Annotated in this window: 13 protein-coding genes and 2 pseudogenes; 10 read left to right on the top strand and 5 right to left on the bottom strand. The window is 66.8% G+C overall.

Annotated features, from left to right (window positions below; translation table 11 throughout):
- Positions 1–329 precede the first annotated feature (329 nt).
- Entirely contained in the window at positions 330–1,154 is an 825-nt protein-coding gene (locus ACZ7L9_RS08090) for a hypothetical protein (protein WP_471413559.1), read from the bottom strand.
- Positions 1,155–1,732: 578 nt separating this feature from the next.
- Here ACZ7L9_RS08090 and ACZ7L9_RS08095 point away from each other — a divergent pair.
- Both ACZ7L9_RS08095 and ACZ7L9_RS08100 read left to right on the top strand, forming a co-directional pair.
- Positions 1,733–2,080, top strand: a complete 348-nt coding sequence (locus tag ACZ7L9_RS08095) for a transcriptional regulator (protein ID WP_471413560.1) — start codon at positions 1,733–1,735, stop codon at positions 2,078–2,080.
- Positions 2,077–2,748, top strand: a complete 672-nt coding sequence (locus ACZ7L9_RS08100) for a nucleotidyl transferase AbiEii/AbiGii toxin family protein (RefSeq protein ID WP_471413562.1) — start codon at positions 2,077–2,079, stop codon at positions 2,746–2,748. Before ACZ7L9_RS08095 ends, ACZ7L9_RS08100 begins: the two co-directional genes overlap by 4 nt.
- A 344-nt stretch (positions 2,749–3,092) precedes the next feature.
- On the opposite strand, the gene ACZ7L9_RS08105 is transcribed toward ACZ7L9_RS08100, so the two are convergent.
- Positions 3,093–3,725, bottom strand: coding sequence for a TetR/AcrR family transcriptional regulator (locus tag ACZ7L9_RS08105; protein WP_471413564.1), 633 nt, complete (start codon positions 3,723–3,725; stop codon positions 3,093–3,095).
- Positions 3,726–3,847: 122 nt separating this feature from the next.
- Between ACZ7L9_RS08105 and ACZ7L9_RS08110 the strand changes: the two genes are divergently transcribed.
- The 3 genes from ACZ7L9_RS08110 to ACZ7L9_RS08120 all read left to right on the top strand — a co-directional run bounded on the left by ACZ7L9_RS08110 (position 3,848) and on the right by ACZ7L9_RS08120 (position 6,492).
- Positions 3,848–4,786, top strand: coding sequence for an alpha/beta fold hydrolase (locus ACZ7L9_RS08110; RefSeq protein ID WP_471413565.1), 939 nt, complete (start codon positions 3,848–3,850; stop codon positions 4,784–4,786).
- A gap of 666 nt (positions 4,787–5,452) precedes the next feature.
- Positions 5,453–5,932: a hypothetical protein gene (locus tag ACZ7L9_RS08115; RefSeq protein WP_471413566.1), complete on the top strand. Its 480-nt coding sequence runs from the start codon at positions 5,453–5,455 to the stop codon at positions 5,930–5,932.
- Between the two features lie 47 nt (positions 5,933–5,979).
- Complete coding sequence (locus tag ACZ7L9_RS08120) at positions 5,980–6,492, top strand: DinB family protein (RefSeq protein WP_471413568.1); 513 nt, start codon at positions 5,980–5,982, stop codon at positions 6,490–6,492.
- Between the two features lie 7 nt (positions 6,493–6,499).
- Here the strand turns inward: ACZ7L9_RS08120 and ACZ7L9_RS08125 are convergent, their stop codons facing one another.
- Positions 6,500–7,633, bottom strand: a complete 1,134-nt coding sequence (locus ACZ7L9_RS08125) for an IS630 family transposase (protein WP_471413570.1) — start codon at positions 7,631–7,633, stop codon at positions 6,500–6,502.
- Between ACZ7L9_RS08125 and ACZ7L9_RS08130 the strand changes: the two genes are divergently transcribed.
- Positions 7,569–8,114: a DUF6193 family natural product biosynthesis protein gene (locus ACZ7L9_RS08130; protein WP_471413571.1), complete on the top strand. Its 546-nt coding sequence runs from the start codon at positions 7,569–7,571 to the stop codon at positions 8,112–8,114. The genes ACZ7L9_RS08125 and ACZ7L9_RS08130 overlap by 65 nt on opposite strands.
- A 649-nt stretch (positions 8,115–8,763) precedes the next feature.
- On the opposite strand, the gene ACZ7L9_RS08135 is transcribed toward ACZ7L9_RS08130, so the two are convergent.
- Positions 8,764–9,363, bottom strand: coding sequence for a hypothetical protein (locus tag ACZ7L9_RS08135; RefSeq protein WP_471413572.1), 600 nt, complete (start codon positions 9,361–9,363; stop codon positions 8,764–8,766).
- Between the two features lie 1,120 nt (positions 9,364–10,483).
- Between ACZ7L9_RS08135 and ACZ7L9_RS08140 the strand changes: the two are divergent.
- Positions 10,484–10,970, top strand: a pseudogene (locus tag ACZ7L9_RS08140) (hypothetical protein).
- 145 nt (positions 10,971–11,115) lie between these two features.
- Here the strand turns inward: ACZ7L9_RS08140 and ACZ7L9_RS08145 are convergent.
- On the bottom strand, positions 11,116–12,090 hold the full coding sequence (locus ACZ7L9_RS08145; protein ID WP_471413574.1) for an alkylmercury lyase family protein: 975 nt from the start codon (positions 12,088–12,090) through the stop codon (positions 11,116–11,118).
- An 82-nt stretch (positions 12,091–12,172) separates the two neighbouring features.
- Here ACZ7L9_RS08145 and ACZ7L9_RS08150 point away from each other — a divergent pair, with 82 nt between their 5' ends.
- The 3 genes and pseudogenes from ACZ7L9_RS08150 (at position 12,173) to ACZ7L9_RS08160 (ending at position 15,343) form a co-directional block, all read left to right on the top strand.
- Positions 12,173–12,592, top strand: a complete 420-nt coding sequence (locus ACZ7L9_RS08150; protein ID WP_471413575.1) for a heavy metal-responsive transcriptional regulator — start codon at positions 12,173–12,175, stop codon at positions 12,590–12,592.
- 780 nt (positions 12,593–13,372) lie between these two features.
- Positions 13,373–13,605, top strand: a pseudogene (locus ACZ7L9_RS08155) (DNA-binding protein); the annotation flags it as partial.
- Positions 13,606–14,056: 451 nt separating this feature from the next.
- Entirely contained in the window at positions 14,057–15,343 is a 1,287-nt protein-coding gene (locus ACZ7L9_RS08160) for an LAETG motif-containing sortase-dependent surface protein (RefSeq protein ID WP_471413576.1), read from the top strand.
- Positions 15,344–15,511: the final 168 nt, after the last annotated feature.

Raw genomic sequence — 15,511 nt, forward strand, 5'->3', positions numbered from 1 at the left:
GCACAACCTACGCACCACCTCCGCACCACGTAGAGCGGTAAACCACGGTCAATGACGGATCCTCGGCGGTGGCGCGAGAGTCCCCTTGGGGTCGCTTCCGTCCAGGTCAGACGGGAGTCGGAAGGGCTCGGACCAAGATTCCCAAGCTCAGAGCGCGAGTTCGATTCTCGTCACCCGCTCTTTGAAAGGGTCCCAGGCCAATGGCCGGGGCCCTTTTCGTTGCCCGACCTCATAGACTCCGGGCAACGAGGTCATCCCACACCGCAGCATGTCTCTTTTCAGGTTTGATAGAGCTGTCCTTTGAGCCAAAGGCTGTCCGAAAGTGCCAGTCAGCTGCTCGCTGGCCTATTCACGTCCGAGCCAGTGGAGAGGCGAAGAATCTTGTCCCAAGTAGCCATTACAGCCACAGCGGCGGCCGTAGCCAGGGCGACGCCGACGGCTGATGAGGCCAAGGCAAAGACGATGCCGGCGAGACAGAGGGTGAACGCAGATCCTCGCAACACCTGCTGTCGCCACGCTCTGCGCTCCCGGTGGCTGTGCAACAGCTCGTCGGCGGATGCACCACCGGGCGCGAGATCTTGCAGCTGACCACTGGCGAGGACTTTCAGGATTCTCTCGACTCCGAGCAGAGCAGACTTCGCACCGTCGATGCGATCAAGTTCAACCCCGTCCCGAAGCTCGCGCACGAGGGCGGCGGCTGCTGAGAATCGAGCCACGACCTGGGGCATGGGGTTGCGGCCGTCGGGAAGCGCACGTTGCAGGGCGTATCTCTCCAGCGCAATGGCGAAGTCCTCCAACGCTTGGACTGCCGCGACATGCGGGGAGTTGAAGGGCGATGCTGTCAGAGGCACCTTCCCCTTCACTTCCAGAGGCTTGAGAAGTGACTCATAGGCCCTACGTACCGTGGCTGTCACAACCTCGGTTGTCCACCGTTGCATGCCTTGGTTCGAGACAAGTGAAGCAATCACGGCAGTGATCAGAATGGGCGTCACGAGGGCCCCGACAGCGAGGGCGTCGCGCCAGACATGCCAGGCTGCGCGTTCGATGGTTGCTGCAAGGGCTAACCCCGTTGAAAAGGATGTCAAGACGGGGACGATCACCTTTATGCCGAGTGCCCTCCTCGACACCTGATAGAGGACGTCTTCGCGCTGCAAGTAGTCCAGCGTTGGATAGTCTGGACGTGTCGCCAGGGAGCTGTCGCGAATCTGGCGCACCAAGTGAGCACGACGACGTCGTGCGTGCAACCGCGCGCGAGCCCAGCAGAGCCGCTCCAAGAGCGTTCTTTTACCTCGGCGCTGCGACGTTGCCGTCATGGTCAGGGCCCATATCGACACTGTCCAAGCAGCGAAGACGAGCGCCACAAGATCGGTTTTCGACACGCTCTCCCCTCCGAAGAATCGTGGGACTCAGCCCCACCACGCGCAGCGAACAGCTGGCAGAACTCGATAGAGAGCATCTCAGAGGTGCCGGGTCTGGTCAGTGCGGTGGCCGGTATCGTCGCCTCCTCCACAGCCAGTCCGGTGGCCAGACGCTCTCGATCGTCCTGGGCGATCTGGGGGTGGGCGTCACGCTGGTGCTGGGGGCCGAGTTCCACCGTCGATCTCCAAGATGGGCACCGCAGGCGGCGGCATCGTCGGCGCCGCCGACGGGGCAGCGCGCCGGTGTCCTCCTCGCAGGAGTGATGTCTGCGGCCCGAGCCGCTCATCGTCGGCTCTTCCTGGATAATCGATGCATGGCATCACAGCCTCGTCTTTCCGACCTCCGTCGTGCCAAGTTCGTCCGGCGCCTGCCCGCAGCGCTCTCCGAGCTTGCCGGTCCCAAACACGGCCCGGTACACCTGCCGCTCCACCTTGCCTGGTCGGGGTTGACCACGTTCGACCTCGACCGGCCCCGGCTACGGATGAGCTACTACCGGATCGTGCTGGCCGAGGGCCGGCGCGACGACTTGGTCCAGTACCTCGACCAGGACCTGCTCGTCGGTCTGTGGCCCACACTGCGCACACTGGTCAGCCCGGATGTCCGCGAGGTCTGGGAGAGCGCCTTCGGCGAGCTGGCCGACAGCGCCCGGACCGCTGCGTGAACCTCACGGGCCTGCACCACCGCTTGCTTGCAGACGTGCTTGCCGTGGGCGGCGCTTACCCTCTCGCGCTCACCGGCGGCTACGCGGTCCAGGCACACGGCCTTGTCGACCGGCTCAGCCAAGACCTCGATGTCGCGACCGAGAACCCAGATCCCATGGAGGACATCGCGACCGTCGTACGCACCGGACTGGAGCGGCGCGGATGGCACGTAGAAGCCCTGGAGACAGACCCGCTGTCCGCGCGCCTGATCGTCACCGACCCTGCCAGTCGCGAAGAGTGCGAGGTCGACATCCTCAAGGAAGCACTCTGGCGACCACCCGTACAAACCGAACACGGCCTGGTGCTGTCCCTCGAAGATGTCGTGGGCACCAAGGTCCGTGCCCTGGCCGACCGCGGACTCGCCAGGGACCTGATCGATGTGCAGGCCGCCACGAGCCGCTGGAGCCCCGTCGAGCTCGAAGAGCTCGGCCGACGCCATGCCCGCGACTCCTTCGACCTCAGCGAGCTTCAAGCGCGGCTGAGCGGAGCCGACTGGATCGACGACACGGAATTCGCCGCCTACGGACTCGACGCGCAGGCAATTGCCGGGCTGCGCCGGTGGGCACAGACCTGGGCCGACGACATCGGGGAACGGCTTCACGAGCTTGAGGCCCCGCACGAGGACTGACGGCCTGACGGATGCCGCCCATTCGACAGGAATGCGGTTCGCGACAGGGGCTGGACGCCCCTCGGCCGCCGTGCCCCATCCGTGCCCTTCGGAGCGGACAACAGCGGTCATGTACGGCGCCCAGAGACCCCGCCAACCGCTACCACCCCGATCAAACGTGCAGGTCAGAGCTAATACGGCCGTTCAAGAACCGTTGATTCCCAAGCTCAGAGCGCGAGTTCGATTCTCGTCACCCGCTCTTGAGAGAAGGCCCAGGTCGGAGACCTGGGCCTTCTTCGTTGTCCAGACCCCTCGGAGCCCACCCGCCATTCGCGTGCCACAAGTGCCCTGACAGCGCGCCAGATTTAGCCCGCCGCCCCGTTCACCGACGTCTCGGTGGCCGAGAAGATCCGGTCCAGATGGTGACGAAGTACCGCGATGGCCGACTCCGGACTCCGCTGGCCCACGAGGATGCTGGTACCCATGGTCGCCGTCATGGCGAGCAGGCTGATCGCCTCCGTGCGCGCTGCGATGCCGGCATCGGCCATGCCTGACGCCTGGGCCTGTTCGAGCAGCCCGGTCAGCGCGTTCTCCGCGGCATCGGGGTTATCGATGAAGGGCTGGGCTGCAAGCGCCTCGTCGGTCACGGACAGGATCGAGTAGGAGCTGTAGAGGAGGTGGAAGGTGCGACTCTCCTTGTCGGTCGGCAGGGAGGCCAGCAGCAGCGCTTCGATCGTCGCGCGCGGGTCCGGGTCCGGACCGGCGGCGGCGAGGCGGGCGCCCACCCGCGCCGTGAAGCGGTCGGTCAGGTGCTGGAGCCCATAGAAGAGCAGTTTCTCCTTGGTCTCGAAGTAGTACTGCACGAGCCGGAGCGAGACACCGGCCTCAGCAGCCACGTCCCGCATGCCGACAGCGTGCAGCCCTCGCCGCCCCGCGACCTGGATGAGCGCCTCGGCGATCTGGGTGCGTCGTTCCTCGTGGTCCACGCGCTTTGGCATGTGCCGTGTCTCCGCCCGTCGGTCGCGTTCGCGGTCCGGCCTGCCCGAACTTCTTCATGGTACCGCCGTACCATTATCATGGTACGGTCGTATCACGAAGAACGATCTTCCCGGAGGTGCCCGTGCCCGAGAACACGACCCGTGTGCGCCGCGACGTCGGCCGCTACGTCAACGACACCCTGCGCGACCGCTACTTCGCCGCCAGCGACGTCCTCTACGCGATGGGCGCACCCGCTCGCTCCGAGACGGACGTCGAGACGAGCTTCGGCACCACGCACGTCTACCGGTACGGCCCCACCGACCCGGCCGCCGAGTCCCGCACTCCGGTGGTCCTGATCCACGGCGCGGGCTACTGCTCGGCGATGTGGTACCCCAACACCCCCGAGCTCAGCGCCGAACGGCCCGTCTACGCGCTCGACACCCCCGGCGACGCCGGGCGCAGCGTCCACCGCGAGCCCATGTGGCAGCCCGAGCGCGCCGCGCAGTGGATGGACGAGGCCCTCGACGCGCTCGGCCTCGACCGGGTCCACCTCGTCGGCTCGTCCTACGGCGGCTGGCTGGTGCTCAACCAGGCGCACCGCCGGCCCGGACGGCTCGCCTCGGTCACCGCCCTCGACCCGGGCGGCCTGGAGAAGGTGGGCCTGCGCTTCTTCGCCTGGGTCTTCGTGAGCCTCTTCGCCAGCTTCGCTCCCAAGGCGCTGCGTCCGCGCCTCGCCTCCTGGCTGGAGCAGCCGGTCATCGCCGTTCCCGAGTTGCGGAAGTGGGTCCAGGCAGGCGCCCGGGCCTTTCGCATCCGCCGTCCCGCACCTCTGCCGCTGGCCGAGGACGCGCTGCGCTCCATCCGGACCCCGCTCTACCTCATCATGGGCAAGCGCAGCCTCCTGGTACACCCGCAGCGGCAGCTGGAGCGCGTACCGCGCCTGATCCCCGGCGCCCGCGCCGAGATCATCGCCGCGACCGGCCACGGACCACAGATCGACCACCCCGACGTCGTCAACGCCCGGATGCTGGGCTTCATGGAGGACATCGACTCCCTCGACCCCACCGCAGTCGACTCGTAGGGCCTGCGGCAGGGAGCACCGGCTTGGCGGCTGCAAACCCCTGACTCGTTGAAGGAACCCCGACGCGTCAACAGCCGGACTCGACACCAGTGAACGATGGCGGGAGGCACCTGCCCCGTCGTGCCCCGTCCGTGCCCTTCAGATCGGTGCGCAGCGGTCAATACGGGGCCTTCACCCACCCCGGGAGCGAGCCATCGGATCCACTGTTTTCGCAGGTCAGGACCTACCTCGATGCCCAACCCGCCATAGATTCCCAAGCTCAGAGCGCGAGTTCGATTCTCGTCACCCGCCCCATGAAAAAGCCCCAGGCCAGCGGCCGGGGGCTTCTTTGTTGTCTGGACCGCTTCAGGGTTCTCGCACCAGATCCGCACCAGAAGGCCACTGATCGCCCGCAGTGGATGGGCTCGGAGGGCATGAGACGAGAACCGAACCCGCGGCTATGGACATGGCACGGGCGGGGGCGCTCAGACTCCGGTATGGGACTGGGCGCCATTCGGGGAGTGCCGGCCGAAGTGCGGCGAGCGTCATCAGGCTCACATCCCGACCACATTCGCCCCAGGCAGAGCCGAGCTTGAAGGTGGTCGGGATGGTGCTGCTGGGTGCGGAGCGGATACGAAGTCTCCCGCACCCACGGTTGGCTCAGTTCCCGCGGCATACGGTGGGTGCATGAACGGACGTCCAAGCGAAGAGCTGTCCAAGTTCTATCCGGAGCTGGCTGCGCCAGGCGGCTTGAGAGAAGCGCTGGCTCGCGAGGCGGTTCGCCGCGGGCACCGTGTCGAACCCATGGATTCCGTTGAGGGGTACGGCCCCGCGGTCTCCGCACGCTGCGCACGTGGAGAGGCGCGGTTCGCCGTATACGCAACCAACACTGACGAACGCGAGTTCCGTATCGAGATCTCCACGGACTCCGGGTGGCGTTGGGGTGCCTTCGGAAGCACCGATGACCTCGCGGTGGTCGACGCCATCCTGCACGCCTGGCGTGAGGGGGCATCGATCGATCAACTGCGGCGTGAGTGGACATTTCTCTCGGCGGGCCCGCTGGATGCGGCACCGCCGGGGAGGGTGGTGTCGACCGCCTGGCGGCTGACTCTGGAACGCTCGCCGGTGATCAAGCTAGTGCCGCATCAGGCAACGTTCGCCCTGTAGCGAGGCCCCGCCTGTCGACGGCTTCGGCCGCTGGCGATAATCGACCGATGAGCGCCATCGATCGCCCTATGCCGCCCCTGAACGCCGACGAGCGCACGACGCTTGAAAGCTGGCTCGACTTTCACCGCACCACACTGGCCATGAAGTGCGAGGGTCTGGACGATGAGCAGGCCGCCGTCGCGTCCGTGCCGCCGTCCGGCTTCACGTTGACCGGCCTGGTCCAGCACATGGCGGAGGTGGAGCGGAACTGGTTCCGCCGCGTGCTCGCCGGAGAACAGGCCCCGCCCATCTACGACCCGCAGGCCGACCCGGACGGCCCCGACGGCGGCTTCGACCTTGCTGCGGGCGCCGCCCTGAGTGACGCCCTCGCCACCTGGCACGCGGAGATCGCCCGCGCCCGCGAGCACTGCGCCGCCCGTGCTCTGACCGATACGGGCCGCTTCATGGAGCAGGACGTCAACCTCCGCTGGATCTACGTCCACATGATCGAGGAGTACGCCCGCCACAACGGCCACGCCGACCTGGTCCGGGAACGCATCGATGGCACCACTGGCGTTTAGCGCCGGATCAGGCAGCGTTAGCCCTGTCGACGACAGCGCGTAGGCGCTGGTCGTCGGCGTGGCGGTTTCGCCAGATGATGTAGCGGCGGATCATGCTGCCCTGTTCCTTGTGGCTGGCGTGGTCGGTGCCATCGAGGGTGAAGTAGCGCAACGCGGTGAACTGGGCCTCGATGCGATTGAGCCAGGAGCTGTTGGTGGGGGTGTAGGCGATTTCGACGTTGTTCGCCGCGGCCCAGGTGCCGACGCGTTGGCACTTCTTGGTGGTCAGGTGCGGGGAGAAGTTGTCGCAGACGATCGCAATACGGACCTGGGGCGGGTAGAGGCTGCGCAGGTAGCGGCAGAATTCCAGGAACTGGGTGCGCTTCTTGACCGGCTTGATGTGGCCGTAGAGCCTGTCCTTGGCCAGGTCCAGGGCGGCGAACAGGTGCCGTACTCCGCCGTAGCGGTTGTAGGTCGCCCGCCGCCTGCGGCGAGGTTCGCGGTCGAGGTCCTTGTGCTTGCCGCCGCGTTCGGCCCACTGCCGGCCCGGGTGGGGCATCAGGTTGAGCGGCCTGAACTCGTCCATGCAGAAGACGACTTCGGGCTCGCCCTCCTCGGGTATGACCTCGACGTCGGCGATCGCGTAGAGGTGCTCGACGCGGGCCTTCTTCGCCGCGTAGTCAGGGTCCTTGGAGGTCTTCCAGGTCTTCAGGCGTTGAAAGGAGACGCCCTCCTCGCGGAGCAGGATGCGCAGGCCCTCGTGGCTGATGTCGTCGACCACCCCCTCGGCGACCAGGAAGTCCGCCAGCTTGGTCAGGCTCCAGGTCGAAAACGGCAGATCGTGCTCGGCCGGCTTGGACTTCGCGATCTTCTTGATCTCGCGCCGCTCGGGCAGGGTGAAGGTCCTGGGCCGGCCGCCCTTGTACTTCGGATACAGGGAGTCGAAGCCGTCGGTGTTGAAGTTGTGGATCACGTCCCGGACCCGGTCCGCGCTCGTGAACGTCACCTCGGCAATCTTCGCCACGGGCATACCCTGCGCGGACAGCAGCACCGTCTGGGCGCGCCGCCAGGTCACCACCGACCCCGTGCCTCTGCGGATGGTCCGCAACAGGCGCTGCCCCTCGTCGTCATCGATCTCGCGGACACGTACTCGTTCTGCCACCCGGACAGCCTGGCGACACCGCGCCGTCCGGACCAGCATCCGAACGGCGCGTCACGTCACTACGGGGCAAAGGTTGTCTGATGCGGCACTAGGCAACGCCGAACTGGCTGAGGCCCTGTATGCGCAGCCGACCCTGCGCGTCTTCTTCCCGTTTCCGTCGCACGGCGAGTTCAGCCTCCTCAGCAGTACGGCTGACCCCTTCTACGAGGAGGTTCCGCGCGTAGTGCCGAGTGGAGACGGACTGTGGAACGTGGTTCTCCACTGGTCACGGTGGTCGCCGCACATACCGTCACGCGTGCTCGGGTACCGCCTCAGCCTTCGCGAGGCCGCGGCATTGGTTGCCGCGAACGTTCCCCCAGGCAGTGGCCCGGCCGTCGGAGCATGGCGTCGTCTCGCGCCCTCCAGCCCACTCCGCGCCACCCAGGGCAACATCGAGCGGGCGGCTGTGAGCCGCTGCCAGGATTGCGACGCGCCGCAATAGGGACGCCGCTCGACTCCTTGGTGAGGAAGAACCTGCCCATTCAGGCTGGCCGACCGTGCCCTTCGGGGCGGTGAACAGCGGTCGGAACGAGTGCGGCCAGATCACCGCCAAGAGCCGCCTATGAGAGCGTTCTCGCAGGTCAGATGGCTGAAGATCCCATCGAGCAACGGCGATTCCCAACCTCGGAGCGCGAGTTCGATTCTCGTCACCCGCTCTTGTCTGCGGCTTCTCTGGGCCGACAGCGAGCCGACGGCTGTCCTGGACTGGGACCGGCTGGGCGTTCGCCCGTACGCGGAGGAAGTCGTGCGTACGTGAACTGCTGCGAGTGCAGAGATCGTGCTCGATTGCCAGACGATGTGCGTTTGACCGTCGCGCGGAATGGGCCCGGAGACATCCCGGTGGTTGTGGACTGGACTGCCATCTCCGCCGTCTTCGCCCTGGCCGTCACCCTCGGTGCCACGACCGCCCGGACGCTGTCGCTGCGGAATCCAACTCCCGCCCACACAGAACGCTCGGCTGGGAAACTCCAGCCGAGCGTCTGACTGAACTGCTGATAACAGCCGCTTGACCAGAGGGTTGCTACGCCCTCTTGAATCCGTCACCGGGAGCGGGCTTGTGCATCCGGCGTGGCCTTCAAGCTGCCACCAGGTCAGATCGTCGGTGTGTCATCCACGATCTCCTTGTGCGGTTCGACAATGAACTTCCAGCCCTCGCTGGGCTCCAGGAACCGCACTCGGGTCGGGTAGATGTCCAGGGCGCGGCGGTCGCGGTTCTGGCTGTTCGCGTTCTTCCGCGCCCGGGCCGGCTCCTCGTACAGGTCGACCTTGACGTCCGGCACTGCGACGACTTCCTCGCTCCAGCGCTGAACGACCCCGGCACCGAACGCGTCCCGCGCGGCGGAGTAGAGCGACTCCAGGGATTCCTTGTTCCCGCTGGGCACGAAGAGGGCAAGGTTCAGGAGGACGCCGGCACTCTGGAGAACCTCGATCTCCTCCCCCTCCTTGTCAGCAATCCAGATCCCGGCCTCTTCAGCATTGTCCGGGAGGACGTGAATCTCCTCACCGAAAACCGTCCTCGCAGCGAAGGACCCTCCCTCGAAATTTTTGCCCGGCTCCGTGAGAAAAGCCGGGGCATAGCAGTCGAGAGGAAGGCCGCCCATCCCTGCCGAGACGAAGATTCCGTCCCGGGGGCCCAAGCCTGAAATCTCCTCGGCTGTAAGACGTCGAGCCGTAACCTTCTCGATATTCACGCCATTCCCCTTTTAATCGCGGCGTCCTGTGAATTCATTGAGACTCTACCATGAAAAGGATCAGCCACTTCCCATTACGCATGGCTTCGCGCTCACGGTGACACTGGCCAACCTGCGAACAATTCCTTCCGGGAGAGCGGCGGACAACTCCTCCTACATCACCGACGAAACGCAGCACTCATAGAGAAATACGGAGGCACCCAAGAGGCAACCTCTTACTTCGGCACTGTTTTCAGCAACGACGCCAACCGCCGAGGGAAGTCGGCCGGATATCCGACGCGAGGACCGCGCGAGCCAAGGGCTGTCCCGTAATCCCTGGTGGATCGGTGCGCGGTGTCAGATATGGCACAGCGCAAGGCAGAGGGGCGCCCACATACCGAATGTATGCAGACGTTCCGAAAACGCCGCGAGGTGCCTCAACTGACACCGCGCGCCCGCCAGGGATTACGGGACATGAAGGACGACGCAAGCAGATTGCGCATTCACGGCACCCTGCGTCAAACACAGACAAAACACCGAACTGCGCGCACCGAGTGACAACTCCGATCGAATCACAATTGGGCGAGCTTTCCGTTCTCAGCGACATACCGGCGACTGCGAACCACCATATAAAAGTTCTGCGATCACGGAGGTCAACAGCGGTCTCTGCCCATTCCGAGATCGCAATCTCGGCCCCGGCATGCAGAGGTGCGGACGAGAAACACAGAAGCCCTCCGCGGAGCACAGCAGCTCGCCCCGACGCACTCCCCCGCACGCGAGGGCCGCCGGGCTCCGGGTAGAGGAGGGTGGCTTCCCGCGCAGGCCCGCGTACGCCGGTACCAGGGTACGTAGGTCCTTCGCGGGGAGCTCGGGTGTGTCTCCGGGCATCGTCGCTCCTCAAGGCGTACAAACAGCAACGGAACGCTGCAGGCACGCTAGTACGTGCCACCGACAACCCGTACAGCGACGACCGCCTCATCACCCCCCAATTGCGAGTGCAGCGAGGCCCGAACTGCGCCGGAGCCTCAACCGCGGCCTTCTCATCAGCCTGTGGCCCACACTGCGCACTGATCAGCCGTGATGTTCGTGAAGTATGGGAACGCTCCTTCGGTGAACTGGCCCACAGCGCCCAGGCCGTTGCATGAACCTCACAGACCTGCACCGTCGCCTGCTCGCAGACGTGCTCGCCGTAGGCGGTGCGTACCCTCTGGTCCTTACCGGCGGTTATGCGGTCCAGGCGCACGGCCTGGTCGACCGGCTCAGCCAGGACCTCGACGTCGCAACCGAGAACATTACTGCTGCCGTACGAACCGGCCTGGAACAACGCGGGTGGCAGGTCAGTGCTCTGAAAACGGACCGGCTCTCCGCGCGCCTGATCGTCACAGATCCCGGCAGTCATGAAGAGTGCGAGGTCGACATCCTCAAGGAAACACTCTGGCAGCCACCCGTGCACACGGCACGGCTTGGTGCTGTCCCTCGAAGATGTCGTCGGAACGATCGACGACACGGAATTCGCCGCCTACGGACTCGACGAGCAAGCCATCACCAGGCTGCGGCAGTGGGCACAGGCATGGGCTGACGACATCGGCGAACGACTCCAAGAGCTGGAGGCCCCGCACGAAGACTGATGGCCGCATGGAGACCGGACACGCTCAGCAAGATGTACGTTCCTCGGCAGCATCGCCCATTCCTACCGGCACCACCTCCTACGCCACCACCGCGGACAAGGACGCGTGGCGGGCCTGGTCGGCACGCCGGAATTACGGCACAAGGTCAGGGGGCGAGCAGCGCTCCGAAGGTCTTCCGTGCGATCTCCTCGGCCTGTGCCTGGGCGACCACGCGGCCGGGGATGTCCGGATAGCCGGTGACCCAGGTTTGAGCAGAGACGGTGGACGTGAAGAAGTTCAGCGCGTCGCAGCACGTCATGGCCGCGGGCCCGCCGCCGGGTCGCTGCCCGACGAACACCACCGCCTCCGCCGGCTCCCAGGCGGTTACCCCGCCCCGGGTGGTGACGATGACCGGCTCACCGTTCACCGGGTCCGTGGAAGAGATCACCACATCCGCTTCCAGCATCGCGGGGATGCCGAGCGCGTCGATCGCACACATCGACCACACCTCCACGCCGCCGTCGATCGCCACGCGGTGGCGGGTCGGCACAGCGGAGAACGGGTACGCGGCTCGGATCCGCCCGGTCTCGTCAAGGGTCAGGAAGTCCTCGGCGGCCAGCTCGGCCAACACCGGACGGGCCGTCCGACCCGCCAGCGCGGCGACCGGCTCCAGTACGTCGGCCCCAGGCGCCGTACCGGTATCGGAAAAGTGCCGCAGCACCGCTTGCTGCACCGCCCGCAGACCGCGCTCGGCAGGTGCACGGCGGCCTCGCCCGGCCCGCCCGACCACATCGAGGGGGTCCATCTCACAGCAGTCCCCCGGTGCGACAGCCTCCGCCCCGCCCACACCGGTGAACGCCTGGCGCAGCGCGGCCAGGCTGGGGGCACCGGCGGCCTGGCCGTCAGCGTCCCGGTACAGGCGGCACGACACACTCGGGACCGCGTCGGCCGGGGCGAAGGGGTCCACGCCGTCGAGCAGGATCGTCGGTGAGCCGGTCATCCCGCGCGCGGCAGCCTGCTCCTGGTCGTGGACCTCGACCAGTTCTACCTCCGCCGCCCTGCCGGCCAGTGCCTCGGTGACCCGCTCCAGGGCCAGCGGGGCATTCGGGCATTCCGGAACTGTCAGCACTGTGATCCGCATCCTGCTCATCCTCCCGGCTCATCGTTCTGCCCCGACGCTAGACCTTCCAGCACACTGGAAGGTCAAGTCTTAGCCTGGAGGTATGCGTATCGGCGACCTCGCGGCGGCCAGCAGGCTGACCACCAAGACCATCCGCTTCTACGAGCAGGTCGGCCTGTTGCCCGCCCCGCCCCGCACCCCCGGCGGCTACCGCGACTACCCCGAGCAGGCGATAGTCCGGCTCGGCTTCATCCGCGATGCCCAGGGCGCCGGCCTCAGCCTCGTGGAGATCCGGTCCGTCCTTGCTCTGCGCGATGACGGCCAGGTCCCTTGCGCACACGTCACCGCGCTCATCGACCAGCGCCTCGTCGGCATCGAACGCCGCCTGGCCGAACTGACCGCCACCCGCGAGGCACTGCGTGGTCTTGCCCGGCGTGCCGCTGCCACCGACCCGGCCGCCTGCTCCGAGGACGACATCTGCACCATCCTGATCCCGGCCGATGACCCACGCGTCGCTCGTTGAAACACCCCATTTCGTGGACACAGGAGCGAGCCGAGCGAGGAGCATCCCCGCCGTATTCAAGAACCCCATCAACCCTCGCCTGCTGGTGGAGAGTGCAAGACCGAATAACACACCGGAAGCCCCAGCACCTACGTAGCTCTTCATCGCCCGGCTCGAAGTTCAGCTATCGCTTCGCCGCCCCAGCGCACCGCATACGCCGCCCCCACCGTGCGCGTAGGCCGCTGTTCACAACCATGGCCGCGAGCATGCCGCCAGCCGCTGGCAGGGATGGCCTCGTTGCTGAAGTTGGGCCCCACCGCGCCGCAGCCAGGCAGAGGAGAGGCTGCCTCCCACTGAGTTGCCACGAGAGGGCGTGCCACAACGTGCCAGTAAGGGCGGCAAACAGCGGTCAGCAAGGGGCCTGCCAAGGCGCCGACATCAAAGCCTAGCGGGGATGTTTCCGCAGCTCAGAGGCCGTGCACAAAAACAGTGCTGGTTGATTCCCAAGCTCGGAGCGCGAGTTCGATTCTCGTCACCCGCTCCACGGCGAAGGCCCAGGTCACTGACCCGGGCCGTTCTAGTTTGCCTGACTCTGTTACCCGTCGGGCAACACGCCCGCATCGCACCCATCCGAGCCACCGCTCGCTTGGTTCACGACCGGGTGGAACGCACCGGCTCTCCGCTGCCGTCGTCGGAACTCGCCCTGCCGCAAATGCCGGAGGGCCGGCAAGCCGCGCCTCCTGAGCGTCACCCGACCCCGGGGCGGAACCCAGGAGGGCAAGCGCGACCCTCTCTGCGCCCCCGCGCCTGAACCGGTCCCTGTCGCGCATCAAGTGGAGCCGGTCACCGAACAGGCTCCGAAAGCAGCCGCGGAGCTCCTCGAAGGAGCCGGACTGCGCAGGCACAAGTACGCCATCGACGCCACTGTGGCCCAGATGGCGCTGCGCCGGCCGAAACCAGTCGCACTGCCGACATCCGACAGCGACGACATGACCAAGCTCTGCGGCAGCCAAGTTCGGATCATCCCTCTCTGACCCACCAGCCCACTTCGAGCAATCGCACCTCGGTGCACCCTCATGAGGAGCAGCGCAGGCCCGGAGTGTGATGTTCGTCGACTTCTCCTCTACCGCCGCGCGCCAAGTGCTGCCGTAGCTGCGGCGGTGGACGTCCGCGCGGGGCGACCGGCGAGCGGGGAGGCGCACACGTATGCGGAGGTGCAGGCGCTCGCGGGGCGGGCGACGCCGGGGACGCGTGGAACACCGTACCCAGGGGCCTGTGGCATTGATCACAGCGAAAGCGCAGGCGGTGAATACAACTGCACCCTTTCGCCTTTTCTGTCGGTCACGGTGCTGTGGTATCGGCCGGAACAGGTGAAGAAATCGTGGTGGTGGACCGCCGACCCGGCCATACGATCCCCTCAAGTCGCATCTGCGTGCCCCCTCCCGCTGCGACCCCTTCTTCTTTTTCGGACACCGAAGGGCTCTTGTGAAGATTCGCCCGATTCTTGCCACAGCTGTTGCCGCCGCAGTGACCATGCCTGCTCTCCTGCTGTCGGTCACCCCCGCGTTCGCCGACGACAAGCCGGCAGCACAGACGCAGGACAAGACGCAGGACAAGCCGTCCATCGCGGAGCTGGAAAAGGCCGCCGCCGCCGCGAAGGCGACGTACGACGACGCCGTAGAGGCCGAGAGTGCCGCCAAGGCGGCTCTGGAAGCCACCCTGTCCGACACCAGTCCTCTGGCCGTGGCCGCCAAGGCCGCCGAGGCCGCGGCGGCGGAAGCCGCCACCGCGAAGGTGGACGCCGACCAGGCGGTCATCGACGCCCAGGCCGTGGTCGACGCACTCCCGGAGACGGCCACCGAGGAGGAGAAGGCCGCCGCCGCGACCAAGCTCACCGAAGCGAAGGCCGACGCCGAGACCGCCAAGGAGACCAAGGCCGCCGCCGATGCCGCGGTCGTGAAAGCCCTGGACGCGCGGGACGACGAGCGGGTCGCCGCGGTCCGGAAGCTGGACCAGGCGCAGAAGGCCACCAAGGCGGCCCTCGCTGACAAGACCGCCGCCGACGAGGCGCTGGCCAAGGCCAAGGAGGAGGAGGGTGGCGAGGACGGTGAGGACTGCGTCCCGGAGGCCAGGCTCACCACGGTCGTCACGGGTCTGCCGTCCACCGTCGTCGCCGGCACGAAGGTCGACTTCAATCTCCGGGTGACCAACGGCACCGACAAGACGTTGGACGAGGTGCTTCCGTTCGCCTACGTCCACGCGACCGACCGGAGCGGGCTCAAGAGCATCGATGACCTGGTGCACCTGCAGTGGTCCTCCGCCTCGTCCTCGACGTGGAAGACCGTCGACAACAAGCACTACATGGACGCCATCAGCCCGCTGAAGGCCGGCGCCCACGCCGACATCAAGATGCGCCTCAAGGTCGACGCCTCGGCCCCCGCAGGCAACGGCGTCACCTTCGTCGCCGGTGACTACTTCAACGACAACGGCACCTGCGGCGGGAACCCGGACCTCGAAGGCTACGAGTTCCTGATCGCCGCCGCGGGCAGCAAGCCCGGCAAGGTCGGTGACGCCAAGCCCAGCACCACCAAGCCGAACACCTCTGATGTCAAGGCACAGAGCAGCACGTCCCGTCCGGTGAGCGGCAGCCTCGCCGCCACGGGTTCGTCCTCCGCGATGCCGCAGCTTGCCCTCGCGAGCGGCGCGGCCGTGGCGATCGGCGGGGGCGCGGTGTTCCTCGTACGCCGTCGCAAGGCCGGCTCCCACGCGTGACGCATGGGGTGGGGTGCCGACCGGGCACCCCACCCCACGCGCCGGTGGTGCGTACGGCCGTTGGAGGCCGTTCCACTGCCCCGGGCAGTCACGGGTGCCACGGGTGCCCGGGGCCGATAGGCATGCCCCTTCTCCGCCCCGAGCCGGCAAGCCGGTCCTGAGGCCCGC

The organism is Streptomyces sp. NPDC111516, from assembly GCF_055635345.1.

Coding starts and splice junctions, on each gene's coding strand:
- ACZ7L9_RS08115 (WP_471413566.1), top strand. CDS start 5,453: ATGAACGGACGTCCAAGCGAAGAGCTGTCCAAGTTCTATCCGGAGCTG.
- ACZ7L9_RS08130 (WP_471413571.1), top strand. CDS start 7,569: ATGGTCCGCAACAGGCGCTGCCCCTCGTCGTCATCGATCTCGCGGACA.
- ACZ7L9_RS08150 (WP_471413575.1), top strand. CDS start 12,173: ATGCGTATCGGCGACCTCGCGGCGGCCAGCAGGCTGACCACCAAGACC.
- ACZ7L9_RS08095 (WP_471413560.1), top strand. CDS start 1,733: ATGGCATCACAGCCTCGTCTTTCCGACCTCCGTCGTGCCAAGTTCGTC.
- ACZ7L9_RS08105 (WP_471413564.1), bottom strand. CDS start 3,725: ATGCCAAAGCGCGTGGACCACGAGGAACGACGCACCCAGATCGCCGAG.
- ACZ7L9_RS08120 (WP_471413568.1), top strand. CDS start 5,980: ATGAGCGCCATCGATCGCCCTATGCCGCCCCTGAACGCCGACGAGCGC.
- ACZ7L9_RS08145 (WP_471413574.1), bottom strand. CDS start 12,090: ATGCGGATCACAGTGCTGACAGTTCCGGAATGCCCGAATGCCCCGCTG.